Source organism: Sporolactobacillus pectinivorans, assembly GCF_002802965.1.
Lineage (GTDB): Bacteria > Bacillota > Bacilli > Bacillales > Sporolactobacillaceae > Sporolactobacillus > Sporolactobacillus pectinivorans.
In genome coordinates this window covers 543,297-567,564 of the sequence record NZ_NXGA01000001.1, presented here as the reverse complement: position 1 = coordinate 567,564, position 24,268 = coordinate 543,297, and the positions used below count along the sequence as shown (strand labels likewise).

Annotated in this window: 25 protein-coding genes and 2 pseudogenes; 14 read left to right on the top strand and 13 right to left on the bottom strand. The window is 43.0% G+C overall.

The annotated features are described in order from the left end of the window. A complete protein-coding gene (locus COP04_RS19370) occupies positions 1 to 546 on the bottom strand; it encodes a hypothetical protein (RefSeq protein ID WP_157800149.1) in 546 nt (181 codons plus the stop codon). A 307-nt stretch (positions 547 to 853) separates the two neighbouring features. Here COP04_RS19370 and COP04_RS03030 point away from each other — a divergent pair, with 307 nt between their 5' ends. Then, positions 854 to 1,474, top strand: coding sequence for an HD domain-containing protein (locus tag COP04_RS03030; protein ID WP_100486637.1), 621 nt, complete (start codon positions 854 to 856; stop codon positions 1,472 to 1,474). Between the two features lie 618 nt (positions 1,475 to 2,092). Here COP04_RS03030 and COP04_RS03025 read toward each other — a convergent pair. After that, entirely contained in the window at positions 2,093 to 2,704 is a 612-nt protein-coding gene (locus tag COP04_RS03025; protein ID WP_100486636.1) for a TetR/AcrR family transcriptional regulator, read from the bottom strand. Positions 2,705 to 2,866: 162 nt separating this feature from the next. Between COP04_RS03025 and COP04_RS03020 the strand changes: the two genes are divergently transcribed. From COP04_RS03020 to COP04_RS03000, 5 genes are all read left to right on the top strand, one after another. Then, entirely contained in the window at positions 2,867 to 4,294 is a 1,428-nt protein-coding gene (locus COP04_RS03020; protein WP_162297072.1) for an MFS transporter, read from the top strand. A gap of 366 nt (positions 4,295 to 4,660) precedes the next feature. Further along, positions 4,661 to 6,121 (top strand): catalase KatA, encoded by a 1,461-nt coding sequence (katA, locus tag COP04_RS03015; protein ID WP_100486634.1) that lies wholly within the window; start codon positions 4,661 to 4,663, stop codon positions 6,119 to 6,121. A gap of 606 nt (positions 6,122 to 6,727) precedes the next feature. After that, positions 6,728 to 6,886: a hypothetical protein gene (locus tag COP04_RS20100; protein ID WP_204988012.1), complete on the top strand. Its 159-nt coding sequence runs from the start codon at positions 6,728 to 6,730 to the stop codon at positions 6,884 to 6,886. A 438-nt stretch (positions 6,887 to 7,324) separates the two neighbouring features. Further along, the gene (locus COP04_RS03005) at positions 7,325 to 7,825 is read left to right on the top strand and encodes a helix-turn-helix domain-containing protein (protein WP_100486633.1); all 501 of its coding nucleotides are present in this window, start codon (positions 7,325 to 7,327) and stop codon (positions 7,823 to 7,825) included. Between the two features lie 393 nt (positions 7,826 to 8,218). Then, positions 8,219 to 8,434: a transposase gene (locus COP04_RS03000; RefSeq protein WP_100486632.1), complete on the top strand. Its 216-nt coding sequence runs from the start codon at positions 8,219 to 8,221 to the stop codon at positions 8,432 to 8,434. Positions 8,435 to 8,520: 86 nt separating this feature from the next. Here COP04_RS03000 and COP04_RS20685 read toward each other — a convergent pair whose 3' ends face one another. Continuing rightward, complete coding sequence (locus COP04_RS20685; protein WP_420852732.1) at positions 8,521 to 8,655, bottom strand: transposase; 135 nt, start codon at positions 8,653 to 8,655, stop codon at positions 8,521 to 8,523. A gap of 5 nt (positions 8,656 to 8,660) precedes the next feature. Further along, a pseudogene (gene tnpA / locus COP04_RS02995) lies at positions 8,661 to 8,920 on the bottom strand (IS200/IS605 family transposase). 112 nt (positions 8,921 to 9,032) lie between these two features. Between tnpA and COP04_RS02990 the strand changes: the two are divergent. Beyond that, a pseudogene (locus tag COP04_RS02990) lies at positions 9,033 to 9,410 on the top strand (transposase); the annotation flags it as partial. A gap of 112 nt (positions 9,411 to 9,522) precedes the next feature. Further along, positions 9,523 to 10,692: an alpha/beta fold hydrolase gene (locus tag COP04_RS02985; RefSeq protein ID WP_100486630.1), complete on the top strand. Its 1,170-nt coding sequence runs from the start codon at positions 9,523 to 9,525 to the stop codon at positions 10,690 to 10,692. 198 nt (positions 10,693 to 10,890) lie between these two features. On the opposite strand, the gene COP04_RS20680 is transcribed toward COP04_RS02985, so the two are convergent. The 7 genes from COP04_RS20680 to COP04_RS02950 all read right to left on the bottom strand — a co-directional run bounded on the left by COP04_RS20680 (position 10,891) and on the right by COP04_RS02950 (position 18,037). Beyond that, a complete protein-coding gene (locus COP04_RS20680; RefSeq protein ID WP_420852777.1) occupies positions 10,891 to 10,974 on the bottom strand; it encodes a hypothetical protein in 84 nt (27 codons plus the stop codon). Positions 10,975 to 11,770: 796 nt separating this feature from the next. After that, positions 11,771 to 12,472, bottom strand: a complete 702-nt coding sequence (locus COP04_RS02975; protein ID WP_100486628.1) for an SDR family oxidoreductase — start codon at positions 12,470 to 12,472, stop codon at positions 11,771 to 11,773. 94 nt (positions 12,473 to 12,566) lie between these two features. Next, the gene (locus COP04_RS02970; protein ID WP_157800146.1) at positions 12,567 to 14,090 is read right to left on the bottom strand and encodes a DHA2 family efflux MFS transporter permease subunit; all 1,524 of its coding nucleotides are present in this window, start codon (positions 14,088 to 14,090) and stop codon (positions 12,567 to 12,569) included. A 69-nt stretch (positions 14,091 to 14,159) separates the two neighbouring features. Then, the gene (locus COP04_RS02965; protein WP_100486626.1) at positions 14,160 to 15,290 is read right to left on the bottom strand and encodes an NADH:flavin oxidoreductase; all 1,131 of its coding nucleotides are present in this window, start codon (positions 15,288 to 15,290) and stop codon (positions 14,160 to 14,162) included. Between the two features lie 105 nt (positions 15,291 to 15,395). Then, positions 15,396 to 15,884 (bottom strand): Rrf2 family transcriptional regulator, encoded by a 489-nt coding sequence (locus COP04_RS02960; protein ID WP_100486625.1) that lies wholly within the window; start codon positions 15,882 to 15,884, stop codon positions 15,396 to 15,398. Positions 15,885 to 16,012: 128 nt separating this feature from the next. Next, positions 16,013 to 17,134: a DNA alkylation repair protein gene (locus tag COP04_RS02955; protein ID WP_100486624.1), complete on the bottom strand. Its 1,122-nt coding sequence runs from the start codon at positions 17,132 to 17,134 to the stop codon at positions 16,013 to 16,015. Positions 17,135 to 17,428: 294 nt separating this feature from the next. Continuing rightward, positions 17,429 to 18,037, bottom strand: a complete 609-nt coding sequence (locus COP04_RS02950) for a TetR/AcrR family transcriptional regulator (protein ID WP_100486623.1) — start codon at positions 18,035 to 18,037, stop codon at positions 17,429 to 17,431. A gap of 287 nt (positions 18,038 to 18,324) precedes the next feature. Between COP04_RS02950 and COP04_RS02945 the strand changes: the two genes are divergently transcribed. From COP04_RS02945 to COP04_RS02925, 6 genes are all read left to right on the top strand, one after another. Then, positions 18,325 to 19,056, top strand: coding sequence for an SDR family NAD(P)-dependent oxidoreductase (locus tag COP04_RS02945; protein ID WP_100486622.1), 732 nt, complete (start codon positions 18,325 to 18,327; stop codon positions 19,054 to 19,056). A gap of 95 nt (positions 19,057 to 19,151) precedes the next feature. After that, entirely contained in the window at positions 19,152 to 19,574 is a 423-nt protein-coding gene (locus tag COP04_RS02940) for a tautomerase family protein (protein WP_100486621.1), read from the top strand. Positions 19,575 to 19,683: 109 nt separating this feature from the next. Beyond that, entirely contained in the window at positions 19,684 to 20,418 is a 735-nt protein-coding gene (locus COP04_RS02935; protein WP_100486620.1) for an SDR family NAD(P)-dependent oxidoreductase, read from the top strand. Positions 20,419 to 20,515: 97 nt separating this feature from the next. Beyond that, positions 20,516 to 21,169, top strand: coding sequence for an SDR family NAD(P)-dependent oxidoreductase (locus COP04_RS02930; RefSeq protein WP_100486619.1), 654 nt, complete (start codon positions 20,516 to 20,518; stop codon positions 21,167 to 21,169). Between the two features lie 358 nt (positions 21,170 to 21,527). Beyond that, positions 21,528 to 21,719 (top strand): glycoside hydrolase family 2 protein, encoded by a 192-nt coding sequence (locus tag COP04_RS20675; RefSeq protein ID WP_157800145.1) that lies wholly within the window; start codon positions 21,528 to 21,530, stop codon positions 21,717 to 21,719. 317 nt (positions 21,720 to 22,036) lie between these two features. After that, positions 22,037 to 22,282 carry a hypothetical protein gene (locus COP04_RS02925; protein WP_100486618.1) on the top strand — a complete coding sequence of 82 codons (246 nt, stop codon included), beginning with the start codon at positions 22,037 to 22,039 and terminating at the stop codon, positions 22,280 to 22,282. A gap of 238 nt (positions 22,283 to 22,520) precedes the next feature. On the opposite strand, the gene pgmB is transcribed toward COP04_RS02925, so the two are convergent. Both pgmB and COP04_RS02910 read right to left on the bottom strand, forming a co-directional pair. Beyond that, positions 22,521 to 23,201: a beta-phosphoglucomutase gene (pgmB, locus tag COP04_RS02915; RefSeq protein ID WP_100486616.1), complete on the bottom strand. Its 681-nt coding sequence runs from the start codon at positions 23,199 to 23,201 to the stop codon at positions 22,521 to 22,523. A 17-nt stretch (positions 23,202 to 23,218) separates the two neighbouring features. Beyond that, entirely contained in the window at positions 23,219 to 24,256 is a 1,038-nt protein-coding gene (locus COP04_RS02910; RefSeq protein WP_100486615.1) for an aldose epimerase family protein, read from the bottom strand. Positions 24,257 to 24,268 lie beyond the last annotated feature (12 nt).

Sequence of the window (24,268 nt, the reverse complement as noted above, 5' to 3'; positions counted from 1 at the left end):
TTAATACCCCCGATATTGAGTGGTTGCTTTAATTAATTTGTATCGAGGACTATAGACATAAATCCAATGACTACTTGACTCATTTCCATATTGGTCACGATAATAATAATGCCCATACCACTCGTCTCGACCCACTCCGTATTCATTCCAGCCCATATAGCCTGGACGGATGGTAATGTGTACGGCTTCTGTATAGCTCCAAGTATATGAACTATTGGCATTGTATCCAACTGTTGCATTAATGGGGCCCCATCCACCTCCTAATGAAGCCGAGACCGATGAACCGTTTGTATGGCTACCAGTGAACGACGAAGTTAAAGATATATTATCTTTTGTAGTGTTCCAATAACGATCGCCATTAACAACATCAATAAAGGTTCCGTTTTCTTTTTTCGTCACTTGATCAAATATCCATGCAGCAACTGTTCCCACTCGTTGAGGTTGCAACGAGAGAGAGGAACCAGTGTCCGCAAAAGCCACCTGACCAAATCCCGAAAATGTTAACAACAAACCCGTCACAGTAAGTACTACCAACAATTTTTTCAATAGTCACACGCTCCATTCGATAATAGGCTTGTTATGCTCAGTATTAGTAACTAAGTAAACTATGTTAAGATAAGCGTCTACCATTAATTATCTTTTGTCAATGAATTTTCATTTTTCTGGTTTTATAAGAACATTAAGAAATCAGATCAGAAGGGGGAATTCCCCCTCCAACCCCCACCTTAATATTTTAAAATTTGTGTCTTGACAATGGGTCCCACTTTATAGATAGATTTTTTTAACATAAAATCCCCTCTTTTTCGAAGATAGTAGTATGTTGTAATTATCACAATTAACTGGGGGAAAATCTATGTTACCAGATAAAAAAACAGCAGAAAGGGAATTAGAAATAGCAGGACATTTAAATCCAGGTCCATGGACAAATCATTCACTGAATGCAGGCCTGGCGGCAAAATATATTGCAGAAAAATGTACAAATATGGATGCTGATAAGGCTTATATTTTAGGGATTTTACATGATATAGGTCGCAGGGTCGGCATTGTTAGTGTCCCTAAACATGTATATGAAGGTTATGTTTATTCTATGGAAAAAGGATGGGACGAAGTTGCAAAGATTTGTATGACTCATTCTTATCCAATAAAGGGAAAAGATTTTGCTGAAGAAGTTCAGGATGAAGAGATTTTTATCAAAGACTATATTGTAAGTTGTGCTTATGATGATTATGATAGACTCTTACAGTTGTGCGATAGTTTAGCGCTAGCCAACGGTTTCTGTATGTTAGAAAAAAGATTTATTGATGTATCAAGAAGATACGGTGTATCGTCTACATCCGTTTCACGATGGAATGCTACTTTTGGAATAAAAGAGTATTTTGCAAAACAGATGAAATGTTCCATTTATGATGTTTTACCTAATGTGAAGGAAACCACTTTTATGGATATACCGCTTTGGAAACCACCAATAAAGTAAAACATATTTACTATACCGTAATTTCAGAATATAAAAAAAGGTGTTTTTATGAATGGTGTTATAGATTGGGTTATATTTATATCTATATTTTGCGGATGTCACCATCCAAACCTTTTTTAACCCGGCTTGAGCGTCTTTAACTCATCCAAGTCTCGATAACTCAGCATACTACCCGCTAAGCCCGTTGATCAGAAGACAGATAGGGTAATCATCACATAAAAGCCCGAAATTTTTGGTATATCAAGGATTTCAGGCTTTTTTATTAACTGACTGCCACAGAACGTGTCACCGAATGTCACGATCTGTTTTTTCACCCGGTTGGGCTAACTCCGTGGTCATGCTTTTGAAAAATGTGTCCGTAAAACTATCCAAGCATCAATCGGTTTGATGAAATAAGCACAATTCTCTGAAAACAGTCTGTGTTTAAAAATTGGACTCCTAAGCCATACTCTGTACTTGAGTGCAGAACGCGCTTCAGAAGCCGCTGAAATACCACCGAGTCCCGAAAGGATTTATTGGCTAAAAGCCGACGGGTTTAGATCCCGCTTTTGGAAATTATGTCTGATTTTTATAATAAGCACAATTTTTCAGTTATATACATAACAAATCTGCTGCCCATTAGATAAACAGGTACGCCATCAGAGCATCAACTCCGGCCTGCAAAATGCGATCTTCCGAGATATCATTTTCCCGAAATGCAATCTGCTCTGTGGTTACAGAAATAAGATTACAAAACAGAATTGCAGCCGCTTCTATATCCTCCACTTTGAGGATCTGTTTGTGCGTATTGAAAAACTCCATTGCCGTATGGAGACGGCGGTTTCGCTGTTCCGTCAGAATATGTGAAATCGCCGGAGAAGAATAAGAAAGGGAACGAATGTCCGTATAGATGCGTCGAGAACTCCTTTGAAATTCGGCCACTCGGATAATCTGCTTTTTCAACCACTCGCGGATATCCTCTTCTGATTTTATTGTGACCGGTTCGGAAGGAAGCAGTTGAAGGAAAATCTGTTGCCTCTGGTTAAGTACCTCATGGAACAGGTCGTCTCGATCCTTGAAGTATGAATACAGGCATCCAATGGAAACATCAGCGGCTTTTGCAATGTCCTCGGTGTTGGTGCCATAATATCCCTTTTCCTTAAACAATTCAAGGGCGGCATCAACGATTTTGGACCGGGACGCAATTCCTCTGGACTGCCTGGGTCTGCGGATGGGTCTTGCTTCACTCATGCGGTCACTTCCTTTACCGTCATTGTATCCGCCGGCAGAGTGCCTGTCAATATTATGCGAGGAATCCCTCACATACTATTGACAATGACGAGTTCACAGCTTATTGTAAATGCGAGGAATTCCTCAACTTTTACAACCGCATCTAGGAAAGGAAATGATACCTTGAGCCGTACTCCACGCGCAAAGCTACGAAACATTTTGATTACAGTTGCATTGGGCAGCTTTATGGGCCAAATTGACAACAGCATCGTAAACGTGTCACTACCGGTCATTCAAAAAGATTTTAACATTTCGCTTGCGTTGACTGAATGGGTGGTCACCGCATACCTCATTACCATCAGCAGCACGCTATTGCTCTGCGGAAAATTGGCGGACGCCTTCGGGTGGAAACGTATTTTTGTAACAGGGCTGTCGATATTTACGGTAGGTTCGCTGATCTGCGGTCTATCTGTTAACATTGCTATATTGCTATTTGGGGTGTCCGTTCAGGCGGTAGGCGGAGCCATGATCATTTCATCCGGACCAGCAATTTCCACTCATGCTGCCGATGAGAAAGACCGAGGCAAAGCACTTAGCGTGACGGCTGTCTCCATCTCCCTCGCCCTGTGCCTCGGTCCGCTTCTTGGTGGCATACTGACTGCCACATTGGGCTGGCACAGCATCTTCTTTGTCAATGTTCCAGTAGGCGTGATTGCAATCTTTTTAGCTGTTCGGAATATTGAAAAAGACGAACCACACACAAATACACTGTTTGACTGGAAAGGCGGAGTTTTGTTCATTTTGTCCCTGTGGCTGATTTTATTCCCACTGGATACTATCGGAGAATCATATATGCCTGCTGGATTGTTTGTCGGATTGCTGTTTGCTGGTGTCCTCCTCTGGTTTTTATTTGCGCTTTATGAACGCAAACAGCCGAACCCACTTTTGCGTTTCTCTTTGTTCCGCAGCCGAATATTTGTTTACAACGGAATCGCAGCGATGCTTAACTTTACAGCTATGTATATTTTTATCTTTCTTCTCCCGTTCTATCTTGAAACCTTTCGGCACTTTTCCACGGTTCAGGCAGGCCTTTTGTATTTGCCCATGCCTCTCGCCTTTTTGTTGGCGGCTCCGGCCAGCGGTTCTTTATCCGACCGAATTGGCAGCCGTGGCCTATGTATCACGGGCATGGGAGTTATGGGTGTTGCTTTATTGCTGATGAGTTTTCTTGGACAAAATACTGGACTACCTTATCTGATCTTGGTGGTAGCTCTGATTGGAATTGGATATGGTATGTTCCAGACGCCAAACAATAGCGCCGTTCTAGGAAGCGTTCCCGATGCGGACAGAGGCGTAACATCAGGCACACTTTCCACCATGAAAAACATTGGCATGATTCTGGGCATAACCGCGTCGGGATCCCTGTTTACCGTGTTGCAAACCTTGGGCAAACAAAATGCAACGGCGCAAAAGCTTAGTGTTCAAGCTATCCAAAATCAATCGTTCACTTTTGCTCTGCATATTACATTTCTTATTGCGATGGTCATTGCCCTATTGGCGATGGTTGCCTGCATTCCGGCGAAAGCGCGCGGCATAGTAGGCAAACAGTAATATGCGTTTTCAGTTGCCAGGGTACAAGGAAAGGAACCCTGACGGTAGCAATGGTAAAGTTTCGGATGACGTTCCTTTGCATTACTTTGGGGTAAGGAGACGCTTGGTGAATTCATTGCTGCGCTCAGATAGATCAATGCGTTCAAATAAATCAATCTTTGAAATCTCAACAAATAAAAATTTTCGCATTTCTAGGATTTGTCTTTCAGGAGGATTAATCGTTCTATTTTCCTTTTAAATAAAGGAATTATATGATATTTTACTTTAAAGTTAAACATAATTTTAATTAAAATAAGTATTAATTAGTTTTAATTTTAAACAGTATATGTTATCCTCTAACCATACTCAATAGGAAGAGGTGACAACATGGGCGAAAATAAAAACAAACTGACAACCAGCTGGGGTGCACCTGTCGGTGATAATCAGAATTCGATGACTGCAGGTTCTTCAGGACCTACACTTATTCAAGATGTAGCGCTTCTTGATAAACTGGCGCATTTCGACCGCGAGCGTGTTCCGGAGCGCGTGGTGCATGCGAAGGGTGCTGGAGCACATGGTTATTTTGAAGTCACAAACAATCTCTCCAATTATACAAAAGCCGATTTTCTATCTGAAGTCGGGAAGCGCACTCCTGTGTTTGTCCGTTTTTCAACCGTTGCCGGTGAACTCGGATCTGCCGACACTGTTCGCGATCCAAGAGGATTTGCCGTTAAGTTTTATACGAATGATGGGAATTATGATTTAGTCGGCAACAATACACCGGTGTTCTTCATCCGTGACGCGATTAAGTTCCCGGATTTTATCCATACGCAAAAAAGGGATCCGAGAACTCACCTGAAGAATCCAACCGCCGTCTGGGATTTCTGGTCATTGTCTCCTGAATCGCTTCACCAGGTGACCATCCTGGCATCCGATCGCGGCATCCCTGCGACCCTCCGTCATATGCACGGGTACGGCAGCCACACATTTAAATGGACGAATGCGGAAGGCAAGAGCGTTTGGATCAAATATCACTGGAGGACAGATCAGGGAATTAAAAATCTCGACGTCAGCCTTGCCGAAAAACTAGCCGGAGAAAATCCAGATTACCATATTGAAGATTTATTTAACGCCATTGAAAAAGGCGACTACCCATCATGGACGTTATATGTCCAGATCATGCCGCTGGAAGACGCGAAAACCTATCGTTTCAATCCCTTTGACGTCACCAAAGTCATCTCTCAGAAAGACTATCCGCTGATTGAAGTTGGACGTATGGTCCTAAATAAAAATCCTGAAAATTATTTTGCGGAAGTGGAACAAGCGGCTTTCTCCCCGGCTACGCTTGTACCCGGTATTGATGTGTCTCCGGATAAAATGCTCCAGGGACGTCTCTTCTCCTATGCGGACACACAGCGGCACCGCATTGGAGCCAATTATCAGAGTTTACCGATCAATCGTCCGCTAAATGGTACCAACAACAACTATCGCGACGGCAACATGCGCTTTGATGGGAACGGCGGCCGTTCCGTTTACTATGAACCGAACAGCTTTGGCGGACCGCACGAATCCCCCAAAGACAAACAAGCCGAATTCGAAGTCAGTGGTATGGCGGCGAATCGCCCTCACGATGACGATGATTTTTATACACAGGCGGGCGACCTGTACCGCCTAATGAGTGAGGACGAACGGACACGACTGGTGCGAAATCTCGTCAACTGGCTAAAACCGGTTGAAAAAGAAGAAATCAAAGAGCGCCAAATCCGCCACTTTTACAGAGCGGATCCGGAATATGGAAAACGTGTGGCAGAAGGTCTCGGCCTCCCTGTTCCGGAAAATATTTTGTGATCAAAATTTAAGAGTTTAGAAGATCGGCATACAGTTCTGTTTCATATTGATTTTTTCCATAGTCAGGATCCGAACCCGTTAAAACCATTATTTACTGATTAAAAAGTACCCCATAGCGCAAGCCTTTTAGCTAGCCGCGCTATGGGGTACACTTTTCTTTTTATGTTCTGACTCTTTATTACCGGATGATTGAACGAATTCCCATTATCTTTTTCAAATCACTAATATAAATTTAATAAGGCGTTTTAATATGAGGCTTTCTTTCAAAGAGTATGCACGAATCCCCCAATCATGTACACTGTCTAGTTTTTCGCACTTCATAGCAGTAAAATATAATTAGTTCATGTTTCCTCCGTATATGATGATTCTGTTACCCTACGATGCAACGAAGGCTATCATGAACCTTGTTGTGAAAGCATTCGGGAAACGAGGTTGTTCAAACAGAGGTGAACAATTGGATTCGTTCCGGCAAATGCGATGATAGAAATACCGAAAAGGAGACAGTACTGCAGAGTAAGTACGCTTATGGTATAAACGATAGATTAGAATTATATTTGGACAGTAGGGTGATAGTTGCATTTTTCGACCCGGAAATGAGGAAAGATAATGGCAAGAACTGTTAAAGAAAAAGAGGTCAGCCTCGAAACTGTATTATGGAACTGCCGCGTTGCCCCCCGTGGCATTGGTGGCACCGAAAAAAACAGGGATGCCGTTATTGGTTTGGTATTCTTGAAGTTTGCCGGTAATAAATTTAATACACGTTAAGAAACCGCCCGCTGATCATACATCGTTAAAAAGCTAGTACTAATGATATCGTAGTCTTTTAGACCAGGCAATGACTGATATTGAGGAAAGCTTTGAAGGAGGTTTTACCGCAGAACCCTTTTTGCCATTTTGGGTGCAAGCAAAGAATCAGTGAAGAGCCTGATTGCCGAATTGATCGAGCCATATAGCGGAGTTTTATACGATACAATCATTTGAGATTGATACAATTTAATTATTCCTCGCACTGCCTGCCGCTTGCAGGGTAAGTTCGTGGTCGGGATCCATCCCGGCTGTTGTTATATTACCTGGATTCCCGTTACACATCACTAGTACCACGTTTCATAAATACTCTCCCCCTTTTGGGGGGGATCTAAAGACGGGTTCGGAAATATCTGGCATTCTATGGTTAACAAGAAAGGCAACCGAGAATTTTGATGAATGGACCTGATTATGACTGACTTTCTAACCCCGTCGGATCGAGAAAAGCTAAAAACTTGGTCTCAATCTCTGAAAATAGAATACCGTTTCAAATTCCGCGCCTCAATCATCTGGAAACTGCAGGTGGAACAGCTCAGTGTCACCGAGGTTGCCGATAAATTGGAAACAACAAGTAAGACCGTCCGAAAATGGCGCCACCGTTTCTTGGAAAAAGGAACGAAGGGTCTGCTGGATGCCCCACGTTCAGGATCTCCGCAAACGTTTACCCTAAGCCAGCACTGTGAACTCATTGCTTTAGCCTGCGATCAGCCTCAAACCGAGGGAGAATCAGGTGGGAGTTGGACCGTAGATGAGCTGACCCTTGAAGAACTGGATCAGGAGTTCAAAGCTTGGTGCGACGATCGTAATCGTCAGTCCATTACGATCAAGTGGCAATTTACCACAGCTAATGCTTGTATCAAGTTACACTCACTGTACCCTAAACTCACGGTAGAAAATTAAAACAAATACGGTAGCTACGGTGCACTAGCCTACCTCCTTCAGGTAAGTCGATTTTAAAGTCATATCTTTTTGGTGATTCATTATCTTTAATGGTGATTAATGCCTTAACACTACCATTAGTTGGCTGTACAGCTAATCCAAAATCATTTTTTGGAATTGTCGTATACGACTGCCCCATCTTTTGTCTCTGTTGCGTTTGATGTTGCTTGTTGATCAGGGAGAGTTATCGACATGTTGTTACTTGGGTCTTCTTTATCAATTAAATTAATTGGCTTTTGAGAATTGTCAGGAACCTTAACGTTTTCTGTTTGACCACTTACTGTTGCTGATGTTAGGATAGTTTTACGGACACATTTTAGTTAAACTAAGGATTAACGAAAGGATGTGTACCGTATGGGCAGCGGAAAAACAGGCAACAAATTCAACAATGAATTCCGGCAAATGATCGTTGAACTTTATCAAACAGGCACACCGGTCAAAAATCTCAGCAGCGAAGATGGCCTATCCGAAACAACCCTTTATAAATGGATTAAAAAATTTAATCCCATTCCGTTAGAAGACGGGAAGTCCTTTACTCCTGAGGAGTATCTGAACCACGCCCTGCACTAAAGTACAGGGGTTCATTGTTGCGACTTAAAGTCGCTGTTCCGGCTAAAGCCGGTTAAAAAATGTCCTGCTCAAGCTTTCGACTGAACTCAATCCTTCACAATTTTAAACGTTTCGTCATCCCGGCCATTGTCCTGATTATCAATGTACTCCTTGATCCTCTCTTCCGTCATGGCTCCCACCGTCCTGCAGAAATAACCGGGAGCCCATAGATGCTGGCCCAATATCTTTATCTTAATCCCTTGAACTCTTCCTGCAGCAATTTGCTCGGGGCCAGATTGGGTGGACAGGAAATCAACAGATGTACGTGTTCTTTCCCAATGCTTCCCCGGACAATTTGACTATTGCGTGCTTCGAACCTTGCCGGATCAGGTCTCTTAGCCGAACAGCAATTTTGCCCTGTTGAATTCTATAACGATATTTGGTTGTCCAGACAATATGATGCTGGATGTCGTAGACAGTATGACTTCCATAGTGAATATATCCCATTTTGCCCACCTAGCATTATTATAGCAGAGCCTTCAGAAGCCACTAAAGTGCCACCAAGTCCTGAAAGATCTACTGGCTAAAAGCCAGTGGGTTTAGCCCGGGAGTTCATTGACTAAAAAATGCCTGTTTGAGCCAAAATCCGGAGCCTGGTTTGATCCTGCATACGGACCTTGGATCCCAGTATACAAGCCGTGAATTTGAGAAAGTGATTCAAGAGAAACAAATGATCCATTCGTTCAGTAAAAAAGGCTGCCCGTACGATAACACGTGTATCGAATCCTTTCACGCGACGTTGAAAAAAGAAGAAATTCATCGAACGGAGTATTCAGATTTTGAAAAAGCCAGACGTGCGCTTTTTCAGTACATTGAAGGCTGGTACAACCGGTCTAGAGTTCATAGCACTCTCAATTATCTGACGCCGCAAGAAGCAGAAGACAAACTTGTGAAGGCGGCTGACGGACTCCATTACGGGCGTGCTGGCTCATGGTGATAAGTATCAGGCCATTTACTCGCTCATTCTAATAGCTTCAGCTTTGAGATGGAAAAAGACACGGTTGGCTGCTGTGCCTTAAACCTTAACTTTATTGTAGGAGGAAATCAATATGCAAACAAACGAATCTGCTCAGAACCTCTTGCCAAACGCATATGCCCCTGGAATATTACCAAAGGGAATCAGATCACGTTTTGTCCAGGTAAATGGTCTTCGAATGCATGTACTTGAAGCAGGGTATGAAACACCGGCTCGTTCGTGTGTGCTACTGTTACACGGGTTTCCAGAACTGGCATATAGCTGGCGGCATAATATGCTGCACTTGGCAGCCCAGGGATTTCATGTTATCGCTCCGGATCAGCGTGGCTTTGGCCGCACAACGGGCTGGCAAGATGGCTATGATGTAGATCTTCAGCCTTTCGGTATAATAAATCTGGTGACGGATATGGTGGTTTTGGTTAATACGCTGGGCCATCGGCGGGTACAAGCGGTGATTGGCCACGATACTGGGGTACAGGTTGCTGCCATGGCGGCATTGATCCGTCCGGATATTTTCCGATCTCTTATCTTGTTGTCAGCACCGTTCCCCGGTGTGCCTGGTTTTGCATTGGGCGTGGAAGGCTTGCCTGTTGCCGCGCAAGACGACCCGATCCATGAAAAGCTGGCTGCGCTCAAGCGGCCCCGTAAGCACTATCAGTTGTATTATACGACGGCGGAGGCAGGTCCGGATCTTAGTACGCCACCGCAAGGTATACATGCGTTTTTGCGCGCAAGTTTCCATTATAAAAGTGCAGACTGGGAGGGAAACAAACCTTTCGCGCTTAAAAGCTGGACGGCAGAGGAACTGGCCCAAATGCCCACTTACTATATTATGGATCAAGACAAAGGTATGGCCGCTACTGTTGCACCATTTATGCCCGACAAAGATAACATATGTGCTTGTACCTGGCTTACGGAACAGGAGCTCCAAGTATTCAGCACCGAATATACCCGCACTGGCTTTCAGGGAGGACTGAATTGGTTCCGTTGCGGCATGAATGGTTTGAATGCGCGTGAAATGACACTTTATGCTGGCCGCAAAATTGATGTGCCCACTCTGTTTCTAGCTGGATGCAGTGATTGGTGCCCATATCAACTTCCAAATGCCTTGGAAAAAATGTCGCAACAGGTGTTCTCCGACTTTCGAGGATGCAGCTTCATCGAAGGGGCGGGTCATTGGTTGCAACAAGAGCAACCTGAGAAAACAAACGCGTTGCTGATTCGGTTTTTGGCACAGTCTTGATACCCCGGCGATCACGGTAATAAATGAACAGTGAGCTGCCCTGAAAATTCTGGCAAGGCAGCCCATCTAAGAGCGTAACAAATCGAGCCTACCCCAAACGGGTGGGTTTGATTTATGTAAACGAGTATTTTAGAGGGGCGGCAGCGGCGTAAGCGCTACGTCACATCCCAGGTCGTGAATAAGACACAGATTTGACGCTTACCATCGGTTTCTTTCTGGTTCCTGTGTCTGGGCAGCAGCCCCGCGGCGCAGTTTCTTATGCCAGTAACGAAATTGTTTCACGGGTATCTCTTGAGACCGGCACCATTGCGCCCATTCAGGCCGCTGGCTTCGAAGGCTTCAATGCGTTCTTTCCATAACAAATCTCGTTCGTTCAAGGTCATGAGACTCATCTCCATCTATCTTTGATGAATGTATTATCCCATGGTCTGAGTGCTGATCCTAGGTGTCCATTATTTAACGCTTACGCTTGACGAAACAACGAAGGGCGCCCTCTTTTGGGACGCCCTCAATTCTTAACTAATTCTTTTGTCCAGAAGTTTTATATTGTGATAGCCATTCATAAGCATTTCTTTCGTTGTTGAATCGTCTGTCACAATAATGTCTCTTACATGACCATCAGGGTCATATGTACAATACAATTTGGGATGATTCTTTATGCACTTTGGGTTTAATTCTTCCCACCTGAGGATCACGAAAGCATCATAATAGAACTCCTGAATATTTAGCACAAAAATAGCCAATTGTTTCACCACCTTGTCTTGATATACATTAATTATACAGAATTTTGAATTATCAGTCTTTTAATGGGGTAATTAAAAAACCTCTCCTACTTATGGTAAGGTTCTCCGTAATAGGTCTAAGTGAGGTTTTATACTTCTCTCAATCGGCTATTCCAAATTTATTATAAGCGCCAATAGCTTGGAGATTTCAGTTTGATGAGTTAATTTTATTGATAATGTGATCCTAAAGCTAATAAAACCCTTTGGCATATCCAGTTTAAGAAGAAGTGAAAACACCCTAATATATATCAAAAGAGGATCGAGCACATCCGACCCCCTTAATTGTATGCCAATGCTTAGTTACCCGGTGCATACAAGAGGCGCTGATCATCGTGAAGCGATGCCTTCACTTTTCTTGCCGTCTCATCCACCAGCACTTCATCCGAATTTTCCAAAATACCTTTGATTAATTCTTGCGTAACTTTTTCCAGACTTACCTTCACTGATTCGATACCCTTCGTCGATTCTGTATCTACGAAACCACAGTGAACCCCCGTAACTAATGTCCCTTGTGATCTCAGCGCCATACGTAGCGCATTGGTTAGTGACCATTCAGCTGATTTTGAGGAGGCATAGCCCGTCATTTTCGTACTGGCTCTCCATGACGCGACGGATAACATGTTAACCATCGCCCCGCCTCCGTTACGCGCAAGCACTGGAGCAAACGCTTGGGCCATCGCCCATGTGCCCAAATAATTGACCTCCATTTCTTTTTTAGCATCAGCAAGCGATCCAGTGAGTGGATGAGTAGGATAGAAAATACCCGCATTGTTCACAAGTATCGTCGTGTCGGCGGCTAGTTTGGCAGCTGCCGATACCTCGGCGGAATCTGTAATATCCAGTTGTAAAGGAATGAGATCGGGGTCGGTAATTAAGGCAGGATTTCGCGCACCGGCATATACCTTTGCCGCTCCATTTTCGACAAAAGCGCGTGCAATCGAGTAACCGATCCCTCGGTTTGAACCTGTAACCAAAACAACAGCATTTTGAATTTCCATTTTCTATATCTCCCTTCGATTTAACTTTTTTAGAGAATGATCATTCTCTAAAAAAAGTACTTTCTTCAGAACTTCACCATCTTCAAACAGCTCTTTATAGATTTCTCTCCTTATGACTTTTAATCAAGAAGGCGGATATGAAAGCAGGGATAAAAGCAAGCATACAAATCATCGACATTTTGTCGAATCCTTTGATAATGGCGACGGCTGTCATCGTCCTAAAATGATCATGCGATGAAATAAACTGATAGGCCGATTCCTTTATCTCGGAAACGCTGTACGGAGATCGGACGCCATGCAGCAACGATAGCCTTTGTCCAACCTCGTGGATGTACGTTTGTCCCAGCAGGGTGACGCCCATAGCAGTGCCGATATTTTTAAAGATATTAAGCATTCCTGCGGCAAGTCCGGATTGATCATCTGAAACAGCATTCATGATCGCGAGAGACGTGGATGCCATCAAAATAGGAATACCAACACCTCGTATCAGCAAGGCGGGTAGAAATCCGTTGACAAAATGACTTTGACTATTAATCCGCGTCACATAAAAGAAACTAAACCCGACCAGAATAACACCAAGCATCACAATATACCGGAGATGTCTCTCACTTTTCTGACTAATGATACCCGAAAATGGTGTCAGCGCAGCGATCAGCACCGTCGCCGGCAGGAAAGCAAGTCCTCCCTGTAAGGGTGTAAAGCCCCAGAAATTCTGGAAAAATAAATTCCAATAGGGCTGCGATCCAAACAAGGCCGCAGAAAATAAGAACAGACTGATACATGGCATGATAAAAGCCGCGTTTTTAAATAAGGAAAGCTCGATTAATGGATGACGTGTTTTTTTCTCAACAAAAACGAATAGTCCGATGACGGCAAGACCGCCAAGCAATGAACAAATGGAAAGCGGATCAAAACCGTCGCTTTCTGCTCTTGTAAAGGCAAATAGAATTGGAAATAAACCCATACATAAGCACAGCATGCCCAACCAGTCCATGGCCTTCGATTTGACTTCAACCTGTGATTCGACTACAAACACTGCCGTTAACATGATTGCCAGCAGACCCAGTGGAATATTAACGAAGAAAATCCACCGCCAGCTTGATCCGGCTATGATCACGCCCCCAAGAACCGGACCGGCGACCAAGCCCAATCCGCCGATCCCTCCATTCAAGCCAATGGCAAATCCCTTCTGATTTCTTGGAAAAGCGCGAATGAGAATCGCAAGCGTTCCCGGTGTGATCGCGGCGGCCCCGATTCCCTGAAGCGTGCGAAAAGCAATCAGCCAGCCAATACTAGATGCGAGGCCGCAGGCAAGAGAAGCCAGTGTGAAAAGCGCGAGCCCTCCCAGATAGCACTTCTTCTGACCCCAAATATCTCCTATTTTGCCCAGCCCGGCAGGCAAGACACCAAGCATTAAGACATAGGTGGAAATGGTCCAGGAGACAATGTTTACCGGAGCATGCAGATCATGACCAATCGAGGGCAGTGCGACGTTGACAATAAACAAATCAATGTTCAGGAGCAAGAGTCCAAGACAAGTCGCTGCCAGTGTCATCCACTTCGTTATTTTGGGATTCCTGGAGATAAATTCTGAGCCGGTATGATTGTTCTTAAACATTAAGAGCCTCCGATTTTTTTGTACAGCACGACTGTCTATCAAGGAATCCATACAAATTGACGTTTTGCCCTAAAAAAGGTGCTTCGTCGTTTCGGAATGAAAAGAGATTAATTCATTGATTTTCCCTTCCCTAATTTTTCTTGCCCAGGCAGGATCGGCAAGCAGGGCTCTTCCTACGGCCACCAGATCAAATTCGTTCTTCTCTACCCGCTCAATCAATCCTTCGATGTTCGTGATATCTACTCCCGCACCTTTTCTATCGCTAAAATAATTGGAAAATTCATTGTGTAACCCGACGGAACCCACAGTGATCGTCGATTTTCCTGATAGCTTCTTGGTCCATCCCGCGAGATTAAGCGTGGAATTGTCAAATTCAAGTTCCCAGAAACGACGAGTAGAACAATGGAAGATATCAACGCCTGCATTGACGAGTGGTGTTAAGAATTGTTCCAGTTCATCAGCCGTTTGCGCAAGCTTAGCCGAATAGTTCGACGTTTTCCATTGTGAAAAACGGAACACAATGGGAAACTCAGGCCCGACAGCAGCCCTGCAAGCCGCAACGATTTCAGCTGCAAAGCGCCCACGTGCCGCTATGTTCCCGCCGTAGCGATCGGTCCGTTTGTTGGTTCTTGCCCAAAAGAACTGATCAATCAGATAGCCGTGGGCCCCGTGAATTTCAATTCCGTCAAAGCCAAGGCGCTTTGCATCAGCTGCCGCCTGTCCATAGGCTTCAACGATAGCAGAAATCTCTGATTCAGTCATAGGTGCATTCACCTGAGTACCTGTCAGGCTCAATCCGGACGGACCGATCGGCCGAGCTTCAGGATTGGGGAAATCCCCTACCTGCCTAGCCATCCCAACATGCCAAAGCTGCGGAATGATTTTCCCGCCTGCATCGTGTACCGCATTTGCGACATTGGCCCATCCCTTCAGCGCATCCGGGCCATAGAAATGCGGCCAATTTGCATTCGATCCTGCCGACGGATGATTGATTAAAGTGCCCTCAGTAACAATCAATCCCACGTCGTTCTCCGCCCGCCGTCGATAATAATCTGCAACACTCTGTCCTGGAACTCCATCCGGGGAGAAGCCTCGAGTCATAGGTGCCATAACGATGCGATTGGAAAGATTCAGCTTGCCTAGAGACAAAGGCTGAAACAATGTGTAAAGCAAACGCTGTTCCAATTTGTTCTGATCCATTGCACATTCCTCCAAAGAAAGTATATTTCAAATGTAACTATATTAGTTACATTCGATTGTAAAAAAAGCAATGAGGCCGGACGTTCTGTTTTTCCTTCATGAGATTCAGCCGATTTCATTTCCTAATTGATCCAGAAGAGCGCCTGATGCCTTCATTCGTTTTTCAGCGGTATAATTCAATGTCTTCTTCAATAAATCAGCAATCGTATTTTCACGCAGCTGGTCTTTCATAGCGGCCTCAGCATTTCCGTAATAGACTTTCAAGGAAGATTGAATGCTGCAGCCAATCGGGCATTTTTCATTGGGCAGACTGTAATGCATTTCAAAAAGCGGCTTCTTCTCAACGGCTGTATAGACATCTAACAACGTTATAACATCAGCAGGGCGTGCCAATTTCCATCCGCCCTCAACTCCGCCGCGATGGACATTAACGAGCTGCGCTTTTTTTAACTTGCCCAAAATTCGGCGAATGAACACCGAATTCGTATTGACACTACCCGCAATTTTTTCAGATGATAAATATTGATCACTTCGGCTCGTGTGAAAAGCAATCATCGTCAAAATATGAAGGGCAATGGTATAATGACTGTTCATTTTTCATTCCGCACCTCTTTGTAACTATATTAGTTGCATTTAAAGACATTGTCAAACTTAACCAGGGACTCAGGTTCATATTTTACTAGGTTTAGGCTCATCTTAAAAATAAAGAGTTGACTCCACTGTCAACTCTGCATGTCGTAATTTTTCTCTAGTTTTAATATCGTATCAGCAGCTTCCTGTCCATTTACTAAAAGCACAATTCGATGTACACCTGGATAATGCCGGCGAGTCGTCAGATCCGACCAATTATGTGTCCGCGTTCCGGCAATATGCGTACTACCGGATATCGTTTTATCGGACAAAAGAAATGACTTGCGCGAGAGCCGTCCATTCGCCTTTATAAGGTAAATGCCGTATTCAATCCGGATATGCACTGGCCCGCCTTGGCTTATATCAAGGCTATAGTGCAGCTCGCAGCTCCCACCTATCATTAATTCAGCGGGCTGTACCGATATAGAAGCGCAGGTCGTCAGCGGAATTTCACCTCTGGAACCTATGTAACCGAATAGCTCCATCGCTCCTGGATTCGCATCTCGGATCATAGTACGGCAGCCCTGCCGTATGATCCAGTCCGTGTCGGGATTTTCCCCTTTCCAGCGGCGGGCCACATCGAGTACCGTATCTGGGTTGTCTTTTGCGATATCATTCAGATTGTTGGCAACGCTTTTTCGCACGTAAAGCGAAGGGTCCGTTTTGAGCAGTTCCAGAATGGATAATACGGGAGTCGGGTTTTTCTTGAACACCGGAAGCGCTTCTCCCCAAGGAAGGCGGGGCCGGCAGCCCTCACTGGAAAACCGCCGTACGTGCTCATTCGGATGTCCTGCCCATGCAGTCATCCGTCGCATTACCCGATCCGGGTCAGACAGAATAAACGGCCTTACAGCAAATTCCGAGGAGGATTTCTGCGTAAAGTATTCCAGTGCGTTCATGGAAAGCTCCCAATCCTGTTCTGCCTGCCCATATACCACCACAAAATCAGGAAAGAACAGGTATGGAAAACCTACACAGGTGTCGGCAATTGCAAACAAAATGTCCAGTGCGGTTTCATAGCGGCTTGGTAGAAATGTGCCAAATGTTTCGGAAATTCGCCGCGTCCGCGCTTTCAGCGGAAGCTCATCCCATGTTTCGTCCATTAATGAAGTGATAAATGCCTTCGTGTCAAAAACTCCGTACTTGGATTGAACCTTCCTACCAAAATCCAAGAAGAAATCTTTGTTATAAATATTCTTTAATGCTCTCGCCAATTTTATCGCCTCCGTCTAAAAAATCATACAGGATGTAGTGGCGTTACCCCAGGGAAAAGGTCCGGTATACCTGCGAATTTATGATTGAAGCGTGTTTTGACGGCTCTAAAACACGCTTCAATACCTGTGGAGTAAGAATATTTTTTTCTGCGGTTGGCCCTTCCCAAAGATCGAGGAACGAGAACATAATCTGCCATCGTTCCTTGGCACAGTTCACTAAATGTATTCCTGTCCGGATCATTGGCCGACATATATGAATCGATCGCTACAAGTAATGGGCTTGATAATAGAGAACTAGAGGTTTTTCTCGCTTTTATCTAGCAATTTATCAATTAGTACTGCCGCCATTTCTTTTGCGGATAAAGCCGCATCGGCATTGTGATCCATTCGTGCATTTATCGTTGCTCCATCGTATAAAATAACCAAATGATCCACCAGAACATCCGAATTATTTATATCTAGTTGTTGAACAAGATCTTGAAATTTTTTGCGAACGGCAGCACGATACGCCTTGGTCGGTTTCTCAACAACACTACCACTTTGCTCTTCGGCGAGTGCATTCATAAAAGCACATCCATGAAAGCCGGGATGGCTGAATGATTGATACAGCATGTCAAACACACCCAAGATACGTTCTTTTGATGTATCATATTTAAGGAGCCAGTTAGATGCATTACGTTCCCAATTTTCCTTCCTTCTTGTTAGATAAGCTTCAATAAGGCCCTCTTTATTACCAAAAGAAGTATATAAAGTCGCTTTTGCTACTCCAGCCTGCTTTAATATTCGATCAATACCAACCGTGTGTATTCCTTCTCGGTAAAATAATTCGCTCGCAGCAGACAAGAGTCTTTCTCTAGCGGGCAATTGTTCATTTTTTTTATGTTTAGTATCTTTATTTTCCATATCTCCAATATATATAATCGACCGATATACTGCAAATGCTAAACTTAGGATTATGCTGGGCGATTGAAAAATTCACCCTTTCATTGATGAAACTTGCAGTTTGCATACTGGCCCTATGTTAAAAAGTAAGAAATTAAAAATATAATTGGGCAACCGTTGAAATAATTTCAGGACATAATAAATTTAAATCAACTTGCACTTGACTTTGAAAAGTATGTTGTGTAATCTAGGTCGTGTAGACAGACCGGTCTGTTTTATCAAAATTTAATTAGAAGGGATATAATCAAATGACTAATTCTCAAGACGCAAAAACTACGGCATTAGTCACTGGTGCGACATCAGGGATCGGTCGCGCAGTAGCTATCCAATTAGCTAGTAAAGGTATTAGTGTTATTGTCCAAGGCCGTAATACTGAACGAGGTGCAGAAGTTGTCAAAGAAATTATTGAATCAGGTGGTCACGCCAAATTTCAATATGCTGACCTTTCCAAACATGACGATGTTCTTCAACTTATAAAGGACGTTAATGATGTTGATATACTGGTCAATAATGCGGGAATAGCATGGTTCGGGGATAGCATGGATCTTGATATCAAAACTTTTAATACTCTATTCTCTGTAAATGTTCGAGCGCCGTATTTCCTTGTCAGTGCCTTTGCTCCGAAAATGGCGGAAAAAGGTACAGGCAGTATTATAAATATCGGGAGTATGGCTGGGCAGGTAGGTCTATCGGCTGGAGCAGCTTATGGAGCAACCAAAGGGGCCATTGCTTCACTAACAAGAGCATGGGCAGCTGAATTCGGAGCTAAGGGTGTGCGGATCAACACTATTTCACCTGGACCGACCTTCACTAGTGGCGCATCTGAAGATGTTATTGAGGCTCTTGGAGCAACAACTCCATTCAAACGCGCAGCGAATGTTGCAGAAATCGCTAAAGCTGTTGCTTTTTTGGCAATATCAGATTCAAGTTATATCACTGGGGCAAATATTGCTGTCGATGGTGGACGCACCGCTGTGTAATTATAAAATGAACGACTTATGCGACAGAATCACACCAAACATCGTTAAGAATCGATTGTGTTTTTGATAATTTTATCAGCGAGGAGGAATAAAATGTGCCAATGATTGATCTTTATGCACCCAAAAATTTATTTCCAGAGGGAACAGAAAGGCAACTAGCCAGTGAACTAACACTCGCTTTGTTACATGCTGAAGGTGTTCAAGAACCAACACCGGTACATTTGAACAATACTGCCGTCTATATTCATAAATTCGAACCTGAATTAATTCATACTGCTGCTGAAGGGGCGGCGAAGGTTGTTCGTATTCAGGTCTTGACACCACCACATGTTTTAACGAGTGATGGGCAAAAGTATCTTGTGAAAACGGCGACCGAAATTGTTCAGAGGCTTTCCGGCGACGAAACTCAGGGCAATCGTACGTGGGTGCTTTTAACAGAAGCTGCTGACGGCGGCTGGGGCATCGGCGGTAAAGCTTATGATTTAAAAGGATTTGCCAGCTTACTTTCCGGTAGATAAATTTAACTTGAAAAGCATTTTTAGAATTTGAGAAAGTGTTGAATTATTTTAATTACACGCTTATTAGACAAATTTATCTGATGAAAAATAAAGGAGGATATAAATTCCAATGACTAATCTTCAAAACACTAAAAAGACAAAAGCCTTAATTACAGGGGCGACCTCTGGTATTGGACACGCTATTGCAGTGCAGTTGGCTGATGACGGTTATGAAGTTATTGTACACGGCCGTAATGAGGAGCGTGGTACGGAGGTAGTGAATGAAATCATTGAAAACGGAGGATTGGGCATTTTTCAATATGCTGACTTAGCCAATCATGATGATGTGCTCAAGCTTATTCAAGAAGTTGACGATGTCGATATCCTGGTGAATAATGCGGGACGTTCATGGTTTGGTGAAAGTCGGGGACTGGATTTAGAAACGTTCAACACTCTTTTTGCGTTGAACGTTCGTGCACCGTTCTTTCTTGTTAGTGCGTTCGCGCCTAAGATGGCAGAACGAGGAACAGGCAGCATCATTAATATAGGTAGTATGGCTGGACAAATTGGACTAGCCGCTGGATCAGTCTACGGAGCAACAAAGGGAGCGATTGCTTCTCTTACAAGAGCGTGGGCATCAGAATTCGGCGCGAAGGGCGTCAGAGTCAACACCATTTCACCAGGCCCGACTTATACAGAAGGGGCCCTTCCGGATCGCACGACAGCACTTGGATCAACAACATTGCTGAAGCGTGCAGCAGATGCGAAAGAAATTGCCAAAACTGTTTCTTTCTTAGCATCACCTGATTCGAGTTATATTTCTGGTGCCTTAATTCCTGTTGACGGCGGACGCAGCGCCGTATAATTCATGATGCAGGTTAGGCAGTTTGCCTACATCAATTAAGGAGAGAAAAATGAATATTGAGAATTCTACGGTCTTTGTAACAGGTGCAAATTGAGGAATTGGCTATGCTCTTGCTTATTCATTTATAGAACATGGAGCTACCAAAGTTTATGCAGGAGCAAGGGATCCTAATTCGATTAGTGACCCCCGTCTCACTCCAATCAAGCTTGATGTTACTGACATTGATGATATAAAGAGGTCCCGAGAAAAAGCTGCAGATACCACTATATTAGTAAATAATGCAGGCGTTTTTAGGGCTGCTTCACCGCTAAATGCCTTACTTAATAATGCAAGAGAGGAAATAGAAGTCAATTATCTTGGGGCCTGGTCAATGGCACAAGCTTTCACTCCTATCATTAAGCAGAACGGTGGAGGTAAAATTGTTAATATGTTATCTGTTGCTTCATGGAGGGCTAGTACAGCGATGACTGGATATGCGGCTTCAAAAGCAGCGGAGTGGTCTATGAGTAATGCTCTACGTGTTGAACTTCGTCCTCAAGGAATACAGGTCATTGGTGCTCACTGCGGTTTTGTAGATGCAGAATCAACTAAGGATATTAAAGCTAATAAAGTAAGCCTTGATCTATTGGTACAAAAAGTTATTGAAGGCATTCAAGAGAATTTAGATGAGGTACTCGTTGACGCCTACACACGAAAGATTAAAGCGTCCCTCTATGATGATCAACATCTTTTATATGCTACGACTAATTAAATCAGATGGTGTCGATTCTAGAGAACGATTTCCAATTGATGATACGTATTACTTATGAAAGATTCGAATATTAGGTGATTTAAACAAAAAAGCATTAGAGGGAAAACCTATTTCTTCTCTACTGTTTTTTTATTAGAAAAAATTTTTTTAGTTGATGCCCCACCATTCTATTCTCCCAGAATAGTGAACTTGCTTCTCTTTAACTCAAAGGGCCCTTCTCTGAAAATACAAAAATTGGTATTAACAGACTTGCCAGCCCTAACAATCGCGCGGTCACTTTAGTTCTGCCTGGATTATTTATTTTACCAAGTCCCTATGAATCACACATTTTTTCGGATTCATTGCCCTGATTGCATTGGTGGATTTGCAAACGGCTGACGCTATTTTTTCGAATAATTATTTTGACTTGTTACCTAATCAACCAATTGTTGTTTACACCGCTAAAAAAGAAACAAACCCTTCATTAATATTAGAGGATTCCCGACGGCAGTTACAGATTAACAATTTGAATTCGGTGATGGCAAGTGCCAAACTTGGTACTGCAAAATAAATTAATAGCATTATTAGCTTTTTGGGGGAGGTAAAATACATGCAGACTGTCTTTTTTTATTTTTTCAAAACCAGAAAAACCTCTCTTACTTATGGTAAGGTTCTCCGTAATGGGTGTAAGTGAGGTTTTATTACACAAACTAAAAATCTTCTAGACCATTATCTATTTCCTTTTTATAATAGAATGTAATACTTGAAAAAAAGACATTGAAAATTCTCCGTTTTCTTGAATGAATTTGTTTATATTGGCCAGTTGTAAAATCAAATTAGCCAGCTAGGTTGGAGCAATTCAAGAAGACCCTGGAACAGAATAAGGCGTTGAATCAATTTGATTGGTTCACTTTTGAGAGCATCGTAGAAAAAGTTATTGTCGGCGGTTATGATGAAGATGGCAATAAAGATCCGGCACAACTTCTCTTTGTCAATAAAATGGACCTGAAAAATCATTTAGATGGCAAGAAATTTAAGCCACTGAAAGAAAATGCTGAAGCAAGGCATACTCCTAATAAATTGCTCTCTTATAGCAGTCCTGTCATATATGGCTTTTGGGAATACTGTCGCTGAAATCCATTGGAAGAATGAGTTGATGCATGTTATACTTTTCGAAGATAATGTTTTTCAAAAAAATCGTCTTCATTCATTGAGACTCGGGATAATTTCATTTAAAGAGAATTGGCGATTTTTTTCTATGATTTTTATCCAGAAACGCGAAAAAACGAGAGGGATAAAAATTCCCTCTCGTCTTTCATCTGCTGACCTTTTGAGACAGCCTCTTACACTGAAAACAATTTAAATGATCGATTTATGCGTTAACTTTCATTGCAGCTTCAATGTTCGCTAATGTAATGTCTTTTGTGCTTGAGAAAAGAATATCAGCGGCACTTAGTTCTTGTGTATCACCAATACCAATTGATGTTTCGCCGGCTCCATTAATGGATTGAATCCCTGCAGCGGCATCTTCAATTCCAATGCATTCTTCAGGCTTCAAGTTCAACAGTTCAGCTCCACGAATATAAATTTCAGGATCTGGCTTTCCTTTTTTCAGTTTAGATGGATCGACAACATCTGGAAAATATCTTGCCAGGTTTAACTTTTTAAGAATAATTGGAGAATTCTTTGAAGCAGATGCCAAACAAATCTTATAATTGTGGGCCATTAAATCTTCTAAGAACTCCGGTATTCCAGGTAAAAGATCATCAATATTCATATTTCCAATAAGCGCCAAATAATTGTCATTTTTCTTTGCCGCTAATTTGATTTTTTCTTCTTCGGTATAGTCGTTTTCTTTATTGCCAGCTTTCAAAATCATTTCTAAAGAGTCCATTCGGCTGATCCCTTTGAGCCCATCTTCAAGTGATTTTGTCCATGTCGCATCCAACTCATCGGCAATCTGATGCCAAGCCTGACTGTGATACTTAGATGTCAGCGCGATTACGCCATCCAAATCAAAGATGAACCCCTTAATGTCATTAAAGTTTGTCAAGCAATTTTCCCCTCTCATTAAATTTCTTCGTATTGATAGTGTACGGTATATACTTTAGGCTGATTCGCTTTTAATACGATATCGCCAAATTCCGGATGATGAATGGCATCCGGAAGCGTCTGTGCTTCAATTGCCACACCATTATAGGGATGGCTTGCTTCCCATTCCTTCGGTTTTCCAATCACTTCAGGATTGGCCGTGAACATCACGATACCATTTCGGTCAGAATAAACGCGAACTTGACGGTGGGAAGCGTTATCCCGAATCACAACAGCTGGATGTTCTTGGCCGACCAATTTGAATGCGTCGTCAAATTGGTTTTTACCCATTTCTTTTTGTAGCTGCGCGACCGCCTTTCGCATCATTACAGGTTTCGAAAAATCAAATGCCGTTCCACTATGTTCAAGTAAACGACCGGTCGGCAGTTTTTGATCATCAACTTCAACGTGTTGCAGGCTATTGATCTGCAATTCATGATTCATAATCGTTTTCTGATCATCGCTCAAATTAAAATATACATGCGTCATCGGATTGAAGAGCGTATCTGCATCACTTTGACCAAAAAATTGAATGGTGACTTTGTTTTGATTGTCTAGGGTGTATGAGATTTTCACCTCAATATTTCCCGGAAAACCATCATCTTGAGTTGCTATCTTCCGACTAAATGTCACGTTCACTGCATTTTGAAGGCTTTCCGTAGCGGCATGCCAATTCCAACTGGAAAAGCCATGGTTGCCGCCATGAATTAAATTCGGACCTTCATTTGCAGGAACGTGGTATTTAATGCCTTTAATGGCGAAGCTGCTATTTTTAAGTCGGCCACCTACGCGACCGATGGTATTACCAACATGAAATGGATTTGTCAAATAAGTGTTGATGTCATCGAATCGTAAAATCAAATTGTGTAATTTGACATTTTGATCTGGAACCATAAATCCTTGCCAAGTTGCTGCATAGGACATACATACGACTTGTACATGGTGATCGTTTTCTAAGGTATATTGTGTAATTAGCTCATCAGCAATTGAACCAATCGTTGCTTGCGTAATTTTCACCGTTACTCCCCC